The 16607-nt window shown below is 62.8% G+C and carries 17 protein-coding genes; 7 read left to right on the forward strand and 10 right to left on the reverse strand.

What is annotated here, in order from left to right; genetic code table 11:
- Nucleotides 1-21 precede the first annotated feature (21 nt).
- Nucleotides 22-1284 carry a phosphoribosylamine--glycine ligase gene (gene purD, locus AADW23_RS17455; protein ID WP_341862218.1) on the forward strand — a complete coding sequence of 421 codons (1263 nt, stop codon included), beginning with the start codon at nucleotides 22-24 and terminating at the stop codon, nucleotides 1282-1284.
- A gap of 69 nt (nucleotides 1285-1353) precedes the next feature.
- Here purD and AADW23_RS17460 read toward each other — a convergent pair whose 3' ends face one another.
- Nucleotides 1354-2037 (reverse strand): D-lyxose/D-mannose family sugar isomerase, encoded by a 684-nt coding sequence (locus AADW23_RS17460; protein WP_341862219.1) that lies wholly within the window; start codon nucleotides 2035-2037, stop codon nucleotides 1354-1356.
- 168 nt (nucleotides 2038-2205) lie between these two features.
- Here AADW23_RS17460 and AADW23_RS17465 point away from each other — a divergent pair, with 168 nt between their 5' ends.
- A complete protein-coding gene (locus AADW23_RS17465; protein WP_341862220.1) occupies nucleotides 2206-4167 on the forward strand; it encodes a cation:proton antiporter in 1962 nt (653 codons plus the stop codon).
- Nucleotides 4168-4293: 126 nt separating this feature from the next.
- Here the strand turns inward: AADW23_RS17465 and cobT are convergent, their stop codons facing one another.
- Complete coding sequence (cobT, locus tag AADW23_RS17470) at nucleotides 4294-5307, reverse strand: nicotinate-nucleotide--dimethylbenzimidazole phosphoribosyltransferase (protein ID WP_341862221.1); 1014 nt, start codon at nucleotides 5305-5307, stop codon at nucleotides 4294-4296.
- Between the two features lie 83 nt (nucleotides 5308-5390).
- Here cobT and AADW23_RS17475 point away from each other — a divergent pair, with 83 nt between their 5' ends.
- Nucleotides 5391-6161, forward strand: coding sequence for an adenosylcobinamide-GDP ribazoletransferase (locus tag AADW23_RS17475; protein WP_341862222.1), 771 nt, complete (start codon nucleotides 5391-5393; stop codon nucleotides 6159-6161).
- Between the two features lie 9 nt (nucleotides 6162-6170).
- Here AADW23_RS17475 and AADW23_RS17480 read toward each other — a convergent pair whose 3' ends face one another.
- From AADW23_RS17480 to AADW23_RS17505, 6 genes are all read right to left on the reverse strand, one after another.
- Nucleotides 6171-6443 carry a glycine zipper 2TM domain-containing protein gene (locus tag AADW23_RS17480; protein WP_341862223.1) on the reverse strand — a complete coding sequence of 91 codons (273 nt, stop codon included), beginning with the start codon at nucleotides 6441-6443 and terminating at the stop codon, nucleotides 6171-6173.
- A 198-nt stretch (nucleotides 6444-6641) separates the two neighbouring features.
- A complete protein-coding gene (locus tag AADW23_RS17485) occupies nucleotides 6642-7160 on the reverse strand; it encodes a CarD family transcriptional regulator (protein WP_341862224.1) in 519 nt (172 codons plus the stop codon).
- Nucleotides 7161-7482: 322 nt separating this feature from the next.
- Nucleotides 7483-7818, reverse strand: coding sequence for a ferredoxin FdxA (gene fdxA / locus AADW23_RS17490; protein WP_341862225.1), 336 nt, complete (start codon nucleotides 7816-7818; stop codon nucleotides 7483-7485).
- Nucleotides 7819-7953: 135 nt separating this feature from the next.
- Entirely contained in the window at nucleotides 7954-8286 is a 333-nt protein-coding gene (locus AADW23_RS17495; RefSeq protein WP_341862226.1) for an RNA-binding S4 domain-containing protein, read from the reverse strand.
- 38 nt (nucleotides 8287-8324) lie between these two features.
- Nucleotides 8325-11237, reverse strand: coding sequence for a helicase-related protein (locus AADW23_RS17500; protein WP_341862227.1), 2913 nt, complete (start codon nucleotides 11235-11237; stop codon nucleotides 8325-8327).
- 27 nt (nucleotides 11238-11264) lie between these two features.
- Nucleotides 11265-11834 (reverse strand): tetratricopeptide repeat protein, encoded by a 570-nt coding sequence (locus tag AADW23_RS17505; RefSeq protein WP_341862228.1) that lies wholly within the window; start codon nucleotides 11832-11834, stop codon nucleotides 11265-11267.
- Nucleotides 11835-11919: 85 nt separating this feature from the next.
- Between AADW23_RS17505 and AADW23_RS17510 the strand changes: the two genes are divergently transcribed.
- On the forward strand, nucleotides 11920-12219 hold the full coding sequence (locus AADW23_RS17510; RefSeq protein ID WP_341862229.1) for an SCP2 sterol-binding domain-containing protein: 300 nt from the start codon (nucleotides 11920-11922) through the stop codon (nucleotides 12217-12219).
- Between the two features lie 8 nt (nucleotides 12220-12227).
- Nucleotides 12228-13181, forward strand: coding sequence for an alpha/beta hydrolase (locus AADW23_RS17515; protein ID WP_341862230.1), 954 nt, complete (start codon nucleotides 12228-12230; stop codon nucleotides 13179-13181).
- Between the two features lie 438 nt (nucleotides 13182-13619).
- Here the strand turns inward: AADW23_RS17515 and AADW23_RS17520 are convergent, their stop codons facing one another.
- Both AADW23_RS17520 and AADW23_RS17525 read right to left on the reverse strand, forming a co-directional pair.
- Nucleotides 13620-14315: an ABC transporter ATP-binding protein gene (locus tag AADW23_RS17520; RefSeq protein ID WP_341862231.1), complete on the reverse strand. Its 696-nt coding sequence runs from the start codon at nucleotides 14313-14315 to the stop codon at nucleotides 13620-13622.
- Entirely contained in the window at nucleotides 14308-15654 is a 1347-nt protein-coding gene (locus tag AADW23_RS17525) for an ABC transporter permease (protein ID WP_341862232.1), read from the reverse strand. Before AADW23_RS17525 ends, AADW23_RS17520 begins: the two co-directional genes overlap by 8 nt.
- 144 nt (nucleotides 15655-15798) lie before the next feature.
- Between AADW23_RS17525 and AADW23_RS17530 the strand changes: the two genes are divergently transcribed.
- On the forward strand, nucleotides 15799-16167 hold the full coding sequence (locus tag AADW23_RS17530) for a VOC family protein (RefSeq protein ID WP_341862233.1): 369 nt from the start codon (nucleotides 15799-15801) through the stop codon (nucleotides 16165-16167).
- A 9-nt stretch (nucleotides 16168-16176) separates the two neighbouring features.
- Nucleotides 16177-16560 carry a VOC family protein gene (locus AADW23_RS17535; RefSeq protein ID WP_341862234.1) on the forward strand — a complete coding sequence of 128 codons (384 nt, stop codon included), beginning with the start codon at nucleotides 16177-16179 and terminating at the stop codon, nucleotides 16558-16560.
- Nucleotides 16561-16607: the final 47 nt, after the last annotated feature.

Genomic DNA, 16607 nt, shown 5'->3' on the forward strand with positions numbered 1-16607 from the left:
GATAACAGAAGGGGCGCGACGTTGAACATCCTTATCCTTGGTTCCGGTGGCCGTGAACACAGCCTTGCTTGGGCGGCATTGCAGAACCCAAAATGCGACCGCCTGATTGTCGCGCCCGGCAATGCGGGGATCGCGCAAATTGCCGATTGTGCAAGTCTGGATGTGGATAACCCCAGTGCGGTGACCGAGTTCGCCGTGGAAAATTCCATTGATTTCGTGATCGTAGGCCCCGAAGCGCCGCTTGCAGCGGGCGTTGTGGATATGTTGAGGAATGCGGGAATTCTGGCATTCGGCCCCACGGCGGCGGCAGCACAGTTGGAGGCCTCCAAGACCTTCACCAAGGAAGTCTGCGATGCGGCCTCGGCACCGACGGCGGCCTGGGCGCGGTTCACGCAAGCAGAACCAGCCCGCGACTACATCCGCGAAAAGGGCGCACCGATCGTGGTGAAGGCCGACGGATTGGCGGCGGGCAAAGGCGTTGTGGTCGCCATGACCGAGGATGAGGCGCTGGCGGCCATTGATGACATGTTCGACGGCGCCTTCGGCGACGCGGGCGCGGAAGTGGTGATTGAAGAGTTCATGGACGGCGAGGAAGCCTCGTATTTCATCCTCTGCGATGGCGAAACCTGCCTGCCCATCGGCACCGCTCAGGACCACAAACGCGCCTTCGATGGCGACAAAGGCCCCAACACCGGCGGCATGGGCGCCTATTCCCCCGCCCCCGTGCTGACCGACGAGATCGCGCAAACGGCGTTGGATCAGATCATCAAGCCGACCATGGCCGAAATGACCCGGCGCGGCACGCCCTATACCGGCGTGCTCTATGCGGGCCTGATGATTAAAGACGGCCAGCCAAGGTTGGTGGAATACAACGCCCGTTTCGGCGACCCCGAATGCCAGGTTCTGATGATGCGGTTGGGAGGCCAAGCGCTCGACCTGATGCTGGCATGTGCCGAGGCGCGTCTGGCTGATGCACAGGTAAACTGGGCCGATGATCACGCGATCACCGTCGTCATGGCCGCGCAGGGCTACCCCGGCAGCTATGAGAAGGGCAGCGTTATCAAGGGGCTGGACGGCCTTCCTGAAACCTCATCGGAAATGGTGTTCCACGCGGGCACCACGGCGAAAGACGGCCAGATCACCGCCACCGGAGGGCGGGCTCTGAACATCACCGCCCGTGGCAACACCCTGCAAGAGGCCCGCAACCAAGCCTACGCGATGGCCGACCGGGTCGATTGGGCCGAGGGCTTTTTCCGCAAGGATATCGGCTGGCGCGCGTTGTAGACCGGGCTTCAGCCCGGGGCGCCCCCACCTGTCCCGGTCCAAGGCCCGGTCTACGGCTCAGCTTCCGCCCTACAGCCATTCCCCGTAGTCTGAGACCAGCAAATGCGTCGGGGCGACGTCTTCCTCGATCGCCGAGAAGCGGCCAATCGGCTCGCGGAACCAGTTGTCGGTCTCGTCGTTGTTCACCGTCGACACCTCTCCGATCAGCACGTCACCGCCCTCGCCCCAGAATTTGTGCCAATCGCCAGGCATCAGCGTGACGCTTTCGCCGGGGGCGAAAAGCAGCACTTCACCGGCCTTGAACTTGCGCTCAATCCCGTCGCACATCACCACGCCGCCGGCGTCCGGGTCGAACGAGCCGTCGGGGGCCGAGCCATTCATTTCGATCGCCATCGTGGCGCCGCCACGGTTGATGATATCTTCCGCCTTCAGGTAATGGCGGTGCATGGGGCTGATCTGATCTTGCTTGGAAATCAACAGCTTCTCGGCATAGCACATGCCGCCACCCGCTTGCAGATCGCTTAACCGGCCGTTGCGCAGGGTAAACAGGAACAGGCCCAATTCGTCAAATTTTCCTTGCCCATAATCGGTGATGTCCCAGCCCAAACGGCTCTCGATCACCGCCTTGGCAACATCTGCATTGGCACGCATTTCATCGGGGGACCAATAGGCAAACGGTGGCAGGGAGAACCCAAAAGAGCGCATGAACGCATCGCCTTCGGCCATAATCTCGTTAATTTCGGATCGTTTCATCGGGTCCTCCAAACCTGTTAGCGCTAAATGCGACATTTCCGGGCATCAAGACAAGCCCAACCGCGATTGATCGCGCCGAATTTGCCCGCGATCAGAAGTATTGCCACCTCGTGGTTCCCCGCCATTGCCGTTACACTTGGGCCAACCGAACTCTCATGCGGCGGGCTCATGGAAGAAACCCTTCTCCAGATTACCATCTACCTTGGCGCGATGCTGATTGCAGTGCCAATTTCCATCCGCTTCGGCCTTGGCTCTGTCCTTGGCTACCTCTTGGCGGGCATCGCCATTGGCCCGGTGCTTGGGCTTGTCGGCTCCGAGACCGAGGATCTTCAGCATTACGCGGAATTTGGCGTCGTGCTCATGTTGTTCCTGATCGGGCTGGAGCTGGAGCCGCGAGCCTTGTGGGGGATGCGAAAGCGACTCATCGGCCTTGGGGGCAGCCAGATCCTGCTCTCGATTCTGGTGCTGACAGGGGGGGCTTGGGTCTTTGGGATCGCGGGGCCGTTGGCCTTGGCCATCGGCATAACGCTCGCTTTAAGTTCGACTGCTATCGTGCTGACAACGCTGAGAGAAAAGGGCTTGATGCAGACCAGTGGCGGGCGCGGTGCGTTCTCGGTTCTGTTGACGCAGGATATCGCCGTTATCCCCGCCCTTGCGCTGTTGCCGCTTCTGGCGACCGCCTCGCCGGTGCGTTTCAATGAAGACGGCTCCATCGAGCGGGTCGCGGAAGAGGTCCACGCCTCCCTGTCGTTGGTCGATGGTCTGCCCGCTTGGGGCGTTACGCTGGTGACCTTGGCGGCGGTGGCGGCGGTGATCCTTGCCGGGCGCTACCTGTCGCCCTTTGTGTTCCGTGTCATCCACAACGCCAAGCTGCGAGAGCTTTATACCGCCGCCGCCTTGGCCTTCGTGGTGGGCATCGCGGTATTGATGATCCTTGTGGGCCTGTCGCCCGCCCTTGGCGCGTTCCTGGCAGGGGTGGTCTTGGCAAACTCGGAATTCAAGCACGAGTTGGAGGCCGACCTGGAGCCGTTCAAAGGCCTATTGCTGGGGTTGTTCTTTATCACCGTGGGCGCGGGCATTAACTTTCTCACCTTTTTCACCAACCCCTTGCTGATTATCGGGTTGACCCTTCTGGTCATGGTGACCAAGGGTCTGATCCTTTACGCCATCGCCCGGGGCGCAAAGATGCGCGGGCGCGATCGCTGGCTGTTCAGTCTGGGCCTTGCGCAGGCCGGAGAGTTCGGCTTCGTTCTTGTGGCTTTCGGCGTATCGCAGGCGGTCTTCCCCGCCCCTGTCGCCGAGATCTTGCTGCTGGTGGTCGCGCTCTCCATGCTCCTGACACCGCTGAGTTTCATCCTGTACGATAAGATCGGCGCCTACCTTGGAGACACGTCCGAGGCCGCGCCCGAGCATGATGAGATTGACGACGCGGCCGATATCATCATCGCGGGGATCGGGCGTTTCGGGCAATCGGTGAACCGGATGGTGCGGGCATCGGGTTTCAAGACGGTGGTGCTGGATTCCAACCTTGAGACGATCCAACTCATGCGCCGCTTTGGGTTCAAAAGCTTCTACGGCGACCCCACAAGGCCCGAGTTGCTGAAGGCCGCAGGGCTCGATACGGCGCGGGTGTTCGTGATCTGCGTGGACGGCAAGCAGACTTCCGTTAACCTTGTGCGATACGCCAAACGTCACCGTCCCGATATCTCGGTCGTGGCCCGAGCCCATGATCTGCTGCATGTCTATGAGCTGTATGAGGCAGGCGCCGATCATATCGTGCGCGAGGTATTCGACAGCTCGCTGCGCGCCGCGCGGTATGTGTTGGAGGATATGGGGCTGACAGATTACGAGGCCCACGCCATGGAGATGGCCTTCTACCGCCACGATCGCCACAACCTGCGAGCCTTGGCCGAGGTCTGGAAGCCCGGCGTTCCGGTGTCGGAGAACGAAGACTACATGCGCCTGACACGAGAGATGACGGACAATCTGGAAAGCGCCATCCTGACACAACTGGACGAGATGGAAAACGAGGCCCAAGGCGACCGCCCCCCCACCCGAGGCCGGGGCGATGTGGGGGCTTTGTCCGGGTTTAGCCGCAAGCCAACCGGTCCGGGAGGGACACAGCGGTAGGGCCTGGGGGAGTGAGGGGTTGTGTGCCCCACCCCCGACGGTGCCTGTGGCGGGGATGGGATTGAGTTGTATTTGCCAAGATGAAGGGGAAGCCGCGTGGCCTTCTGAGAGGCTTGGGGGACGGGATTAGCCCCCGGCCACGCCAGCCTCGGCGAAGGTGGCCATGCCGGAGTGGCAGGCAATGGCGCCGCGCAGGATCTGGATAGCGAGCGCCGCGCCGGAGCCTTCGCCGAGCCGGAGGTTCAGGTCGAGCAGGGGCGCTTTGTCGAGGTGTTTGAGCATGCGCCCGTGGGCTTGTTCAGCGGAGCCATGGCCTGCAACGGCGTGATCAAGCGCTCCGGGCACGGCTTGGGCCAGCGTCGCGGCGGCGGCGGTGCAAATGAAACCATCGAGAATGACGGGGATATGCAGGATGCGGGCATGGGCGATGGCGCCCGCCATGGCGGCCACTTCGCGCCCACCCAAGCAGCGCAGGGCTTGCAGGGGATCATCGGCGGCTTGAGGGTTTGCGGCGAGGCCATCGGCCACAACTTTGGACTTCAGGGCAATGCCGGCATCGTCAACGCCGGTGCCGCGGCCTGTCCAATCCTCGGGCGCGCCACCGAAGAGGGCATGGGCGATGGCGGCGGCAGAAGTGGTGTTGCCGATGCCCATTTCGCCAACGACAAGAAGGTCGGAGGCTGGGTTGAGGGCGTCCCAGCCGGTGTTGAGGGCTTCCATCACCTCGGCCTCGGACATGGCGGGGCCTTGGGTGAAGTCGGCGGTGGGGGTGTCGAGGTCAATCGGGTGAACGGACATTGTTGCCCCGGCCAGGGCGGAGAGTTGGTTAATCGCCGCGCCGCCATGGGCGAAGTTGGCGACCATTTGCACCGTGACTTCGGGGGGAAAGGCGCTGACACCGCGGACCGCAACGCCGTGGTTTCCAGCGAAAACAAGCACTTGAGGAGCGGTGATCTGCGGGCGGGCGTCTTTGCGCCATGACGCGTACCAAAGGGCCAGATCCTCTAGCCGGCCAAGGGCACCGGGGGGTTTGGTGAGCTGGCCGTTGCGATCTTGCGCGGCAGCGAGGGCGGCCGTGTCGGGGCCCGTGGCGGCGGCGAGGGCTGCGTGGAATTCGGCAAGTGTGGTAGGGGATGTCATCAATGGGCTCTCTTGCGTGGCAGTGTCGGGTTGATATGTAGCGTATTAAGCCGTGCGCGCCCTGCGGCAGAAAGGTCCAGTTGATGCCTGAAACCGACACGCCCCCTGCCCCCCGAAGCTTCGAGCCTCGCGATGTGATCCGGGCCGCGCAGCTACTGACCCGTGTGCCCGTGCCGGGCGCCGATGGCACGCGCGCGGCCGAGGCCGCCTGGGCCTGGCCTTTGGTGGGGGCTCTGGTGGCTTTGGGGCAGGTGTTCGTGGGGATTATCGCCCTGGCGCTCGGCCTACCTGCAAGCGTTGCGGCGGGGTTGGCGATTGCGACGGGCATGCTGTTGATCGGTGGGTTGCACGAAGATGGTCTGGCCGATTGCGCCGATGGGTTTTGGGGCGGGATGACCCGGGACCGGCGGCTCGACATCTTGAAGGACAGTCGTATCGGGGCGTACGGGGTTTTGGCGCTCATCGTGGCGATTGGTCTGCGGTGGGCCCTATTCGCGGCCCTGCTGGCGGTGGCCCCTTTGGCATTGGTTGCCGGAGCAATGCTGAGCCGCGCGGCCATGGCGCTGGTCATGGCGCGTCTGCCCTTCGCCCGAGAGGGCGGTTTGGCAGCCCATGTGGGACGACCGCCCATGGGAGCCGTATGGCTTGGGGGGGCTTGCGCGTTGGGGGGGGCATTCATTGCGACGGGGATCATCGCGGGGCTCGTGGCCGGGTGGGCGGCGGCTTGCGCCGCCGGCGTCGTGGTCTGGGTGGCCCACGCCAAAATCGGCGGGCAAACCGGGGATGTTTTGGGCGCGACGCAGGTTCTGGCCGAGCTTGCCGCCCTGATGGCCTGCGTCGCGCTTCTTAGCTAAGCGCTCAGATCAGCAAGGCGCAACGTAGTAAGTGCCGTCGCCGTTGGAATAGGCGCACTGACCGGTCTGAGTGTTACGCGCAACCTGCGTACCAATTGCGGCACCGGCAAGGGTCGCGCCCACGGTCCAGGCAGGGTTTGCATCAAATGCAGATGCCACAAGAAGGCCAGCGCCTGCGCCGCCGACGAGGCCAAGGTTGGAACGATCCTGCGGGGACAGCGGCTGACAAGCGCTGATTGCAGTTGCAGCAACCAAAAGTACGGGAGCGATGAACTTTCTCATGAGGGGTCTTCCTTTCAAAGAGGGGAGCGATTCCCGTATACGGAACCATTCCCGGTGTTAACGCGATGCGTCGATCATAGGTTCCATTACCACAAAGAAAAACCCGCCGCGAGGTCGCGACGGGTCAGGTTTTCCGTAGCTAGGCGCTAACGCGTTGAAAATGAGCGGTATTCCGCTCGCCGCGTTGGCACTTTGCGATCAAGCGGCGGCGACGCGTTTGGACAGCACTTCGATCAATTGGGCGCCGGCGCCCGCTTCGTCGATGCCTTTCACGACAGCCAATTCGCGGGTCAAACGCTCGATCGCGGCTTCATAAAGCTGACGCTCGGAATAGCTTTGCTCGCGTTGGTCGTCGGCGCGGTGCAAGTCGCGCACCACTTCGGCAATGGCAATGAGGTCGCCCGAGTTGATCTTTTGCTCGTACTCCTGCGCCCGGCGCGACCACATCGCGCGTTTCACGCGGGCCTTACCTTTCAGGGTTTCCAGCGCTTTGGACACAACCGCCGGGTCCGACAAGGGGCGCATGCCCACTTCGGTTGCCTTGGCTGTGGGAACGCGCAGGGTCATCTTGTCCTTCTCGAACGAGATCACGAACAGTTCCAGATTAAGCCCGGCGACTTCTTGCTCTTCAATCTTGATGATCTGGCCCACGCCATGGGCGGGGTAGACAACGTAATCGTTGGGGCTGAAGTCGAGCGTTTTGCGGGCTTTTGTCATGCGATATTCCTTACTCAAGGCCCTTGCGGGCTGGGAAGCCTTGACCCAATCGGGCTAGGGCAGTCGTCAAAAATCTGGCGGAACGCTCGATCGGTGAAAATCGGCGCTTTCCGTCAGAGCAATGTTTCGGTCGGCTGATAAAAACGCAGCCCTTCTGGCGTGCGTCGGCGGTCAGTCACATCTCTTCCTACAAGGAATATAGCACGAATCGGGCCACATTTAAAGCGTGCCGCAGTGCAGCGCCCGTAAAGCCCTTAAAAATCTGAAGGTTCGGACGAAGGTCAGCGACCCTCACCCATCGCCAAAGAGGGCGAATCGGGGTTTAGCCGCCCTCTCCGGGTTTCTCCGAGAAAAGCTCCATCTTGCCGGGCTTGCCGTCCATCTCTTCGGCATCGGGCAGCGGATCCTTCTTGGTGATGATCACCGGCCACATCTCGGAATACTTGCGGTTGAACTCCACCCATTTGTCCATGTCCGGCTCCGTATCGGGGCGGATCGCGTCGGCGGGACATTCGGGCTCGCAGACGCCGCAGTCGATACATTCGTCGGGGTGAATCACCAGCATGTTTTCGCCCTCGTAGAAGCAATCCACCGGGCAGACTTCGACGCAGTCGGTGTATTTGCAGGCGATGCAGGCATCGTTGACGATATAGGTCATGGGCGGGCTTTCGGCGGTTAGTTCGGCGTTAATTGCGGGTCTGCTAAGGCAGAGATCAAGGGGATGCAACGCGGCGGGATGCCACTTCACGTATATGTGGTAGCTATGGCGCTTCGCGCCGTATTCCAAGGCGTCTTACGGGTCTTCGTCGCGGAAAGCGTCCATATCGCGACGGTCCTTTTTGGTGGGTCGGGGGCCGACGCGTGGAGCGACGGGCTCGGCCTCTGGGGTAAGATCAGTGTATAGGGCCTGCGCTTCGGTTGCGGGACCTCGGCGCTTGGCCAATGCCTCGATCTTCACGATGCGGATTTGGCGAGCTTGGGCAAAGGTCAGCACATCGCCCGGTGTTACCTGGGTCGAGGTTTTGGTGACCTTCACTGCGTTCACCCGAACATGCCCGTCGGAAACCTGGCGGGCGGCAAGGCTCCGGGTCTTGAAGAACCGGGCCTGCCACAGCCATTTGTCCAAGCGGTCTTTCGGCGCGGGGCCGTTTTGGGCCGCCTCGGTTATGACTTGTCTTTCAACGCTGCAAGAACCGCGAAGGGGTTGTCGGGGTCCACCTTGTTGGATTTCTCGGGACGGGCCGAATAGGTCTTCGGCTTGTCTTCGCGCGGCGGACGATTGCCGCCCTTGCCCTGCCCGCGATGCTTGCCCGGCGCGCCTTTGCCCGAGGGACGCTTGCCGCCCCGGTCATTGCGCTTGCCTTGCCCACCTTCCGAACGACCGCCCTGCTCGCCGTCATTCCGACGGGGGCGGGCGTTGCCGCGCCCACGGGGGGCCCAGGTGAAGGTGTAATACACTTCCATCTCGGCGGGCATCTCGGCGGGCATCTCGGCTGGCGTCTCGGCGGGCGCTTGTTCCGGCTTCTCTGCCTCTTCGAGGCCCGTTGGCGCTTCGACGCCACCAAGATCGCCGACAAGATCCTCGTCCATCGTCTCAGGCGCGTGCGTCGCCGCGGGCTCGCTTTCGGGCTCTGCTGTCGCAGGCGCTTCCTCGGCTGACGCCTCCTCTGCGGGTTTGGCCTCCGCCGCTGGCGCGGCTTTGACCTTGGCGCGCTCCGCGCGTTCACCCTTGTAGCCCAAACCGCCCATCAGATCGGCGAATTGCTCCAACGTCAGCCCCGAGATCGAGAGCATATCGGGATTGGCTTCAAACCCGGCGCGGCTGTTTTCGTTGCGCAGCATATCGGCCAGACGCTCCAGCATATCCACACGGATCGCGCGGCTGCCGGCCTCAAAATAGCCTGCCATCGTGGCATGACCCTTGGGCGCATCGGGCACCGTGGGGATCGTCACCAAGCCCGGCGGCGGGCTGTCGGGGAACATATCGAAATCTTGCGACAGCCCCCACAGGACCAACCGCAACCGGGTCGGCGCGGGCTTCAGCAGAAGCGGCAGGAAGATCGTGTACTGGCCAAAACGCACGCCATGCTTGCGCAGAAGGCTGCGAGATTCTTGATCCAAGGCCTTGATATCGTCGGCAATTTCGCCCCGAGGCACGATGCCGAACCCTTCCAGAAGCTGGAACGCGACGCCGCGGGCAAGGCCGGTCACGGCCTCGTCGCGGGACATGGCCAGAAGCGGCTCAAACTGTGCCGCAATGCGACGGTCGATGAAATGCTGCAAACGGCGCTGGACCTTCTGCACAACCTCGGCGCCGGCGTCATCGTCAACGAAGGCCTCGGCCACAGGTTTCAGGGCCTCGGCCCCTTTCACCAGCTTGCCCACCGCCATGTCGCCCCACATCAGGCCACCTTGCTCGGTCAGGTCAAATTCGGTGTCCGGCGCATTATACATGCGGTCGGCCCGCAGATGGAACTCGGGCCGCAAGGCCGCCATCGCAGCGCTTTGCAGCGTCTTCGCCTCATCGGCGGTAGCGGTTTCATCCATGCGGAAACGGAAGCCCTCAATACGGCCAAGGACTTGCCCCTCGACGCTGACTTCACCATTCTCGTTCACTTCGGCCACAAGGCTCTCCCTCTGCTTCAATCGCCGGAGGAGCACACTCGTCCGCCGATCGACAAATCTAAGCGTCAGCGCGTTGTGTAACGCGTCCGACAGGCGGTCTTCTACGGCACGAGTCGCCCCGCGCCAATGACTTTCATCGTCTACCCACCCCGTACGCTGCGCGACATAGGTCCATGTGCGGATATATGCCAATCGTTTTGACAGGGTATCAATATCGCCTTCCGAACGATCAATCCGCTTCACCTGACGCGACAGCCAATCGTCAGGTACGCGGCGCTTGTCGTGCAGAAACTCGAATATCCGGCCCAGAAGGTCGGCATGCTCAGCATGGCTGATGCCCCGGAAATCGGGGATATTACAGACGTCCCATAGCAGTTTCACGGCACGCGCGTCGCCCAGGCGTTGCGCAATATCGGGCCGCGCCATCAGAGTCTTGAGCGTCCGGACGTCGTCGGCCTCTCTAGCGCGGGTCAGCCAGTCGTCATCGGTGCGCTGTTCAAGACTGGCCACCAACCGCTCGGCGCTGCCGAACTCGAGGTCCGAATTGCGCCACATCAGTTTGCGCACAGGCGCGAAACGGTGGTTCATGATCGCATCCGCTAGTCCCTCGTCCAGCGGCGGCGCTTCGCCCGTTACCCCAAAGCTGCCGTCTTGGGTGTGCCGCCCTGCCCGGCCCGCGATCTGGGCCAATTCATTGGGCCAAAGCTCACGCATTTTGCGGCCATCAAACTTGCGCAACCCACTGAACGCGACGTGCTTGATATCAAGGTTCAGGCCCATCCCAATCGCATCGGTCGCCACCAAAACATCCACGTCGCCGTTCTGGTACAACTCCACCTGCGCGTTGCGCGTCCGTGGGGATAACGCCCCCATGACAACCGCGGCCCCGCCCTTCTGGCGGCGCAGAAGCTCTGCCGTGGCATATAGATTCTCAACCGAAAAACCCACGATAGCCGATCTTCCGGGCATTCGACTTAGCTTTTTCGAACCGGCATACACAAGCTGTGAAAAACGCTCCCGATGCATGAATTCGCAATGGGGGATCAGTTCTGCGATGGCGTTGCGCATGGTGCCAGCGCCCATGAACAGCGTCTCGTGCAGGCCGCGCGCATGCAGCAAGCGGTCGGTAAAGACATGGCCCCTCTCGGGGTCGGCGCAGAGCTGGATCTCATCAATCGCCAGAAAATCCGCGCCATTGCCCGTGGGCATCGCCTCCACCGTGCAGACCCAATAGGCCGCGCGCGGTGGCACGATCCGCTCTTCCCCCGTGACCAAAGCCACGACCGAGGGGCCCTTCAACGCCACAACCTTATCGTAAACTTCCCGCGCCAAAAGCCGCAGCGGCAGACCGATCACGCCGGTCCGATGGGCCAGCATCCGTTCTATCGCATAATGGGTCTTGCCGGTGTTCGTCGGGCCAAGGATGGCCGCAATGCGGGATGGAGCGCGCACGTCAAATTCCCCCGGACCGGGCGCCTGCTACAGCGCCTCGCCTTCTAGCTGCACTCGCAACCCGTCCAGCAGCCGCCGGATATCGGGTTGATTGGGATGAAGCCCATGGGCCGCTTCATAGGCGGCCAGCGCCGCTTCCGTGTTGCCCATGTCTTCCAGCATCACGCCAAGGCCCGCCAACGCCCCGAAATGGCGCGGCTCCAACGCCAGAACACGCTGGATGTCGGCAATGGCGGGGCCAAACATCTGCTGCTCGAAGAACATCGTGGCGCGGGCGTTCCACCCTTCGGCAAATTCCGGCGCGTGGTCGGTCAGCGCAGTCAGATGATCGTAGGCGGCGGCGTAATCCTCGGCCTCCATCGCGGCCAGACCCCGACGCAGCAAGTAGTCCGCACTGGCCGAGCCGGACAATTGCCAACGCTCATACAGGTCGGCCTCCACCACATCCCAATTGCGCAACTCCGGGTCGGCAAGCCGATCGAGGAAGTCATCCGCCGTGGATTGCGCCATCCCGATCGAGGGCGTCAGCGCAACTACGGAAATCCCGCAGAAAAGTGCCGCAACGGCGGCGTTGATGAAGGGTCGCGGAATCGTCATGATCAAAACGTAGCATTCCTTGCGGGCAATACTAGATCAAGTTGACAGTTTCGTGCAGGGATAGGGAAACAAGGGGACAGGTTCCATGAGCAATGCAATTATCGACGCCGCTGTTGCGGCCCTCAGCACCAAGATGGAAGGCACCGACTTCGACGGTACGGCAAAGTTCGTGATCGAAGGCGAAGGCGCTTTGATCGTGGACGGTGCGAGCGTCCGCGCCGCAGACGACAGCGACGAGGCCGAGGTCACCCTCTCCGCCGATGCCGACGTTTTCCAGGACATCATGTCCGGCGAGCTGAACGCCACCTCGGCCTTCATGTCCGGCAAGCTGCAACTGGACGGGGACATGGGCACCGCCATGAAACTCGGCTCCGCGCTAAGCTAATGCGCGACATGCCCGTCCCCACCGCGACGCCCCCGATCTCCGAGGCGCCGTATTTCGACGCCGTGGCCGAAGGGCCCGCAGGCGTGAAAGCGTGGTGGGTGACGGCGCGTGACGGCACGCGGTTGCGCATGGGCGTATGGCCCAACGGCGCCCGTGGCACGGTCCTGATGTTCCCGGGCCGCACCGAATATATCGAGAAATATGGCCGCCTTGCCAGCGACTTGGCGGCTGAAGGCTACGGTATGGTCGCTTTCGACTGGCGCGGCCAAGGGCTGGCCGACCGCCCCGCCCACCGCCGCGACATGGGCCATGTGCTCAGCTTCGATGAATACCGCCAGGACGTCGCCGCCTTTCTCGAAGCGCTTGCGCCCATGGACCTGCCGAAACCCTGGTTCCTGATCGGCCACTCCATGGGCGGCTGCATCGGCCTTCGCGCCCTCTACGATGGCTTGCCCGTGGTGGCTGCGGCCTTTACCGGGCCGATGTGGGGCCTGCAAATGTCACCGCTGCTCAAGACCCTGTCGCCCGCGATCATGGCCCTCTCCGGCCCCTTGGGCTTTGGCAAGACCTTCGCTCCCACGACGGGGCCCTGGGCGCCATTGGTGTTTGAAAACAACACCCTGACCACGGACCGCGACCAGTTTGACTATATGTCCCGTCAAACCGATGCCCATCCCGATCTGGCCCTGGGGGGCCCCTCCCTGACTTGGGTGAAGGCGGCTATTCAGGAAACCTCGACCCTGATGGCGATGCCCGCTCTGGACCTGCCCACCATCGCCATCGTCGGCACCGGAGAAAGGGTCGTCGATATCGACGCCGTCAAAACCCGCATGGCCAGCTGGCCCAATGGCAGCTACCTCAGCATCGACGGCGGCGAGCACGAAGTCCTGATGGAATCAGAGGACCGCCGCGCGCCCTCCATTGACGCCATCCTCTCCCTCTTCGCCCAGGCCGCGCCCTGACCCACCGCGCGCACCTGCGCCGTTTCGCGCAACACCCCTCGAAACCACCCTATACATACTGCCGATAGCTATCACCGCATGGGGCCCCGACAGGCCCTGCGCACCTGCACAGGCATCGGCCGCATCGCCCCAGACCGCCCCCTCATTGGGCGCAGGTGATCCCGGCCCGGACCAACGCGCTTTGATCTGCCTTTCGGGTAACGCCGAAAGGTTACTCCTGCCGTCTCCAAGCGGCGCCGCTTACCTACGCCGTCCCCCTCGGTCGGGCATGACACCACCTTGAGCATCCCCAATCACCCCGCCGCCAACTCGCGCGACCGGGCCCTTTCCTCGTTCTTGAAATATCCCGGGGGAACCCTGTTTTTGCTTGCAAAATCAGGGTGGGGGCAGCGCCCCCCACGCGGCTTCAGCCGCGCATAAAAAACACTTAACGCCGCCTCACGCCGGAACCAAAACCCCATCTTCCAACCGCAAGACCCGGTCCATGCGCCCGGCCAATTCGTGGTTGTGGGTCGCGATCAACGCCGAAAGCCCCGTGCCCCGTACCAGTTCCATCAACACGTCAAACACCGTGTCCGAGGTCGCCGGGTCCAGGTTTCCCGTCGGCTCATCGGCCAGCATCAATGCGGGCGCATTGGCCAAGGATCGGCAGAACGCGACCCTTTGCTGCTCTCCGCCCGACAGTTCTCCGGGGCGATGGGCCGCCCGCGCGCCCATGCCCACGCGCGCCAGCAAATCCAGGGCCCTCGCTTCCGCCTCCGCGCCGCTCACCCCGTGGGCCAACTGCGGCAGCACGATGTTTTCCACCGCCGAGAACTCCGGCAACAGATGGTGGAACTGATACACAAACCCCACCTGCCCGCGCCGCGCCGTTGTCCGCGCCCGGTCCGACGCGCCGGTGACCACCTGCCCGCCAATCTCTACCCGTCCCGCATCGGCGCTATCGAGCAGCCCCGCGATTTGCAGAAGCGTGGATTTCCCCGCCCCCGATGGCGCGATGAGCCCCACGATCTCTCCGCGCTCAATCCGGGCCGAGGCGCCGCGTAGCACGTTGATTTCATTGGGTTTACCGTGGTTATACGCCTTCTCGATCCCGTCCAGGATCAACGCCGGAGCGCTCACACCATCACTCATAACGCAGTGCCTCCACCGGGTTCATCCGGGCCGCTCTGCGTGCCGGAAAGATCGTCACCACAAAGCTCAACCCCAGCGACAGCGCCATGGCCGTCAGCACGTCGCCCCCCTCCAACCGCGCGGGCAAGGCCGAGATCATCCGCACCGACGGGTCCCAGACGCCGCCGCCTGCCACGTAGTTCACGAAGCTGAAAATCGGGTCGATCCAGATCGCAAAGGCGCAACCCAACGCCACACCCGCGATGGTCCCCGCCACGCCGATGGCTGATCCGCAGATGAAGAACACCCGCAGGATGCTTCCCTCGCTCAACCCGATGGTGCGCAGAATTCCGATGTCTCTGGACTTGTTTTTTACCAGCATGATGAGGCCCGACACGATGTTCATCGTCGCAATCAGCACGAGGATCGAGAGGATGATGAACATGATGTTGTCCTCCATCTGCAACGCCCTCAGAAACGCGCCCGAGCTGTCCTCCCACGTCCAAATCTGAATATCCCCGCCCGCTTGCAGCAGCGGCAAAACATATTGCGAAATCTGCTCTGGCTCGGCCACGGTCACCTGCACTTCATCGGCCACGCCGTCGCGGTTGAAGTAAGTCTGCGCTTCCTCAAACGGCAGGTAAACCCGCGTGCGGTCAATGTCCCAACGGCCCACTTGGAAGATGTAAACGACCTCGTAAGTGCTGACCCTTGGCGAGGTGCCGAACGGCGTGCGCGCCCCATCGGGCGAGATCAGGCGAATGCGGTCGCCCACATTGGCCCCCAATTCCCGTGCCACGCCCGACCCGATGGCAATGCCCGGCCCGCCGGGCATCGGCAAAGCGCCCTCCACTTCCGGGGTGATCTGGGTTTCCTCGCCAAAATTGCTCAGCAATCCTTGGCGGTATTCCGGCTCTGCCACCAGGGGGATCAGCGCCAAATCCTCGGGCGCGATGCCGATGACTTCCACGGCAGAATTGCGCCCCCGGTAGCTTGAGAGCACCTGCCCCCGCACCACCGCCGCCGCATGGGTCACGCCGTCCACGCCGCGTACCGCTTCGGCCACCGCATCGTAGTCTTCCAAGGACCGTTCCAGCTGCCCCGCATCGGTCATTTCCGCGATGTCATAGACCGCCACATGGGGGTTCGCCCCCAGAATCGTGCCGACGAATTCGTGCCGAAACCCCGCCCGCACCGACAGCGTGGCGATCAAGGCCATCACCGCCAGAGCGATGCCGATGAAGCTGATCCACGTCATTGCCGACACGCCCCCGTCGGTGCGCCGCGCGCGCAAGTAGCGCCATGCGATCAGGAACTCGAACCCGGCAAAGGCGCCGGGAGGTCTGGGAGGGGAGGCCATGCTGCTCAACCTTCTGAATATTTGGCGCTCAAGGTGGCTATTCCGGGCCTCAAGTCAACCGCGGCGCGCCCCCATAGGCGGGGTTCCCCGTTGCACCACGCCCCGTTTGCCGTAACCTGACGCTATAATTTCAGGAGAAAAGTGATGAAAATCGGAGCATTTTCCGTATCCCTATCGGTGAAAGATCTGGCCGCTTCACAAGCGTTTTACCAGACCCTCGGATTTTCGCCGATGGGCGGCAATGCGGACCACGGCTACCTGATCATGAAAAACGGCGAGACGTTGATTGGCCTGTTCCAAGGCATGTTTGAAGGCAACATGCTGACCTTCAACCCCGGTTGGGACCAAGACGCGCAGCCTGTGGCGGACTTCGACGATGTCCGTGCCATCAAGCAGGTTGTCGCCGACGCCGGGCACCCCATCGAGCAGGAATTAGGCGACGCCGAGGGTCCCGCCAGCTTTGTCACCCGAGACCCCGACGGCAATATCATCTTGATCGACCAACATAGGTAAGGACCTGCGATGATTGACCATTCCGGGATCAGCACTTCAGATTTTGACGCTGCCAAAGCGTTCTATTCCGCCGCTCTCGCGCCTCTTGGGTCGTCCTATCTGTTCACCGTCCCGGCCGAGCACACCGGTGGCGTGGCGGTCGGCGGGTTCGGCCAAGACCGCCCGCAGTTCTGGATTAACCAAGGCCCCGCGCAAGTCCCGCCCCTGCATTTCGCCTTCACCGCGCAATCGCGCGCGCAGGTCGATGCCTTCCACGAAGCCGCCCTCGCGGCGGGCGGCACCTGCAACGGCCCGCCCGGCCTGCGGCCCCATTATCACGCTGATTACTACGGCGCGTTCGTGCTTGATATGGACGGCAACAACATCGAAGCCGTCTGCCACGCCCCTGCGTAAACCTTGACGACGCGGCACCTTAGGGGCCAAGAAAACAGACCGGATCG

Source organism: Gymnodinialimonas sp. 57CJ19 (genome assembly GCF_038396845.1).
Classification (GTDB): Bacteria; Pseudomonadota; Alphaproteobacteria; order Rhodobacterales; family Rhodobacteraceae; genus Gymnodinialimonas.